Genomic DNA, 2830 nt, shown 5'->3' with positions numbered 1-2830 from the left:
GTGGCCGAAGAACCAGAACAGGTGCTGGAACAGAACCGCCCCGCCCTCCCCGTCGTAGAAGTGCGATCCGAGGTTGCGGTCGGCGTAGAGCATGGCCATGGCGGCCGTGATAACCGGGAAGGCGATGATCATCATGAAGCTGACCACGAACATGTTCCAGGTGAACATCGGCATCCGGAACAGGGTCATGCCCGGCGCCCGCATGAAGAAGATGGTGGCGATGAAGTTCACCGAACCCAGGATCGACGCGGTGCCGGTCAGCGCCACCCCCATCACCCACAGGTCGCCTCCGGCGCCGGGGGAGTAGATCGGGCCGGACAGCGGCGGGTAGGCGGTCCAACCGAAGGCGGCGGCGCCCCGTGAGGTCAAAAAGCCGGAGACCATCGTGATGCCGCCCGCCAGGAAGATCCAGTAGCTGAGGGCGTTCAGCCGGGGGAACGCCATGTCGGGCGCGCCGAGCTGCAGGGGGATCAGGTAGTTCGCCAGACCGACCGCGAACGGGACTGCAAACAGGAACATCATGATGCTGCCGTGCATGGTGAACAGCTGGTTGAAGGTGCCGTCGCTCACCACCTGCTTGCCCGGGGCGGCCAGCTCGGTCCGGATCAGCATCGCCAGCAGGCCGCCGAGCATGAAGAAGGCAAAAGCGGTGACCATGTAAAGGATGCCGACCTTTTTGTGGTCGGTGGTGGTCAGCCAGTCGAGCATCCCGCCCCGCGGCGCCGGTGGGGGATTGGTCTGCTCGATGCGTTCTTCGGTAAGGGTCATGGGCGGGCTCCAGCTTCAGAGTTGGCAGACTCCTCGGCTACCCACGCGTCGAACTCGGACTGGGGAACCGACCGGACGGTGAATCGCATGTCGTCGTGATTCAGGCCGCAGTACTCGACGCACCGGCCGCTGTCGAACGTGCCGGCCCGGGTGACGTTCATGTCGAACTCGTTGATCCGGTGGGGGATTGCATCCATCTTGATCATGAACTCCGGGAGCCAGAACGAATGGATCACGTCGGTGGAGGTGAGGTTGACCCGCACGGTGGCCCCAACCGGCACCACGAGCTCCGCCTGACGATCCGTCTCGCCCACCACGACCACTCCCTCTTCCGGGTAATCGAACCGCCACTGCCACTGAAAACCGGTCACGTCGACTGTGACGTCAGGGTCCTCGACCCGGTCGACTACCTGCCGGGTTCCACGAATGCTCACGGTGAACAGGACTGCGACCAGTATCAGGGGAACGGTGGTGTAGAGAATCTCCATCGGGATGTTGTAGAGGGTCTGCTTGGGCAGCTCGTCGCTGCGGCGCTTGTACCGGAAGACCGACCAGAGGATCAGCCCCCACACGAGCGCTCCCACCGCGGCTGCGGTGAGAGTGAAGAACCGCCAGACGTGGGAGACGGCGTCACCCTGCTCGGTGACGCTCTCGGGGAGGCCGAAGTTCGTGTTGCACCCGGCGAGGATGAGCAGGCCGGCGAAGGCCAGGTAAACCCTAGCTCTGCGACGAAACGTGGAACCCGGGACTGGTGCTGCTGAAGGAATCAGCTACCCCTTTCGTTGGACAATCCGATGATACCTACTCGAGGGGGATCGGGCCCCTATGCCGGCTGCCGGTCCCGCCGGACCATGATGACCAGCACCACCACCAGAGCCGCCTCGATCAGCTTGGTTGCGAGCCCCAGCGGTGTGAACGGCTCGGTTTGCCCGGCAGAGGGGCCGAGGAAGGGGATGCCTGCTGTGCGGGTCACCAGGTAGAGGACGATGAGGAACCCGTTGGCGACGATCCCGCCCCGGTAGAACATGCGTGCGTAGCGCCTCCCGTCCCGGCGCCCGCCCGTTTCGTCGTAGTTCCAGGGCTGGACGATCAGGATCAGCCCGTAGACGAACTGCCCGGCGGCGGCGAACAGGAAGAAGAACCCGTACCCCCACCATTCCGCCAGGTGCTCCTGGACGTTAAGCCCGTGGATAAGACCGGCCGAGATCGAAAGGACCACCGCCCAGCGCAACAGGTTGGACCGGCTTGTTTGGCGCTCCTGTGACCCGATCACCAAGTACTCACCCGTTCAGCGTACCGCCGCCGCGGGATCCGCTCGCTCCTGTTTTTCGAGGGCGACGCGCGGGTATACGAGCGGTAGGGATCCACAGACTTCGAGGAGGACCACAAATGGGCGACGTAATTAGCAGCGATGACATCGACATGCCTGAGATGCCGGATCCAGAACAGATTCCCGACACCCCGATCGACACGTCGACGGCATTCAGTGGGAACGTAGCCCCGATCAAGAAGGACCCCGAAGAGATGGTTCAGTTGCGTGGTGAAGGCAAGCTGCCGGTGCAGGAGTCGGAAACCTCGATGATCGCCGACAACGTCACCCTGAAGCCGGACGAGCCGATTCCGGACACTCCCCCTCCGGGCGAGTAACCCAAGGGCTAAATCTTCGAAGGGCCGCCGGGGCCTGCGTCCTCGGCGGCCTTGATTTCGTCCGACCGCCGGCCTTCGACCACGTACTCCGCACGGGGTTCGAACATCGCCTGCACCTGCATGAACGCGTTGCTCCTCGAGGTGGAGCCGGCCTTGGTGTCCCGGTAGAAGATCCAGCCGCGGCGCTCCATCCAAAGAGCTCCGTGATGGAGCGCGTACAGGGCAGCCAGGATCCCTACTACCCAGGCGGCCACGGTCAGGTTCACTAGTACAGGTTCCCACGAACCTGTACTAGGAGTTCATGACCGATCGGTAACGCGCCTGGGCGAGCGAAAAGATCCCGAAAGCCGCAAGCCCGGCGGCCACGATCTCCAGCCACCAGTAGCCCCCGGGCGCCGTAACGATCTTTCGCAGG

At 63.7% G+C, this 2830-nt stretch carries 6 protein-coding genes; 1 reads left to right on the top strand and 5 read right to left on the bottom strand.

All coding sequences use genetic code 11. From position 1 onward, the window contains the following. The 3 genes from VFV09_10275 to VFV09_10265 form a co-directional block, all read right to left on the bottom strand. Positions 1-708 (bottom strand): cbb3-type cytochrome c oxidase subunit I (locus VFV09_10275; protein HEU4868101.1); only part of this gene is annotated, 708 nt, incomplete at its 3' end. Positions 709-764: 56 nt separating this feature from the next. Beyond that, on the bottom strand, positions 765-1457 hold the full coding sequence (coxB, locus tag VFV09_10270) for a cytochrome c oxidase subunit II (protein ID HEU4868100.1): 693 nt from the start codon (positions 1455-1457) through the stop codon (positions 765-767). Between the two features lie 134 nt (positions 1458-1591). After that, entirely contained in the window at positions 1592-2041 is a 450-nt protein-coding gene (locus VFV09_10265; protein HEU4868099.1) for a hypothetical protein, read from the bottom strand. Positions 2042-2157: 116 nt separating this feature from the next. Between VFV09_10265 and VFV09_10260 the strand changes: the two genes are divergently transcribed. Next, positions 2158-2415 carry a hypothetical protein gene (locus VFV09_10260; GenBank protein HEU4868098.1) on the top strand — a complete coding sequence of 86 codons (258 nt, stop codon included), beginning with the start codon at positions 2158-2160 and terminating at the stop codon, positions 2413-2415. An 8-nt stretch (positions 2416-2423) separates the two neighbouring features. Here the strand turns inward: VFV09_10260 and VFV09_10255 are convergent, their stop codons facing one another. Together VFV09_10255 and VFV09_10250 are read right to left on the bottom strand one after the other, a co-directional pair. Then, positions 2424-2681 carry a hypothetical protein gene (locus VFV09_10255; protein ID HEU4868097.1) on the bottom strand — a complete coding sequence of 86 codons (258 nt, stop codon included), beginning with the start codon at positions 2679-2681 and terminating at the stop codon, positions 2424-2426. 25 nt (positions 2682-2706) lie between these two features. Next, the gene (locus tag VFV09_10250) at positions 2707-2820 is read right to left on the bottom strand and encodes a DUF1206 domain-containing protein (GenBank protein ID HEU4868096.1); all 114 of its coding nucleotides are present in this window, start codon (positions 2818-2820) and stop codon (positions 2707-2709) included. Positions 2821-2830: the final 10 nt, after the last annotated feature.

The sequence above is a fragment of the Actinomycetota bacterium genome, assembly GCA_035759705.1.
Classification (GTDB): domain Bacteria; phylum Actinomycetota; class CADDZG01; order JAHWKV01; family JAHWKV01; genus JAJCYE01.
The sequence above is the reverse complement of the archived record's forward strand: the minus strand, read 5'-3'. Positions and strand labels throughout refer to the sequence as shown.

Excerpts from the sequence above, each read along its gene's own strand:
- VFV09_10260 (HEU4868098.1), top strand. The coding sequence starts at position 2,158 with ATGGGCGACGTAATTAGCAGCGATGACATCGACATGCCTGAGATGCCG.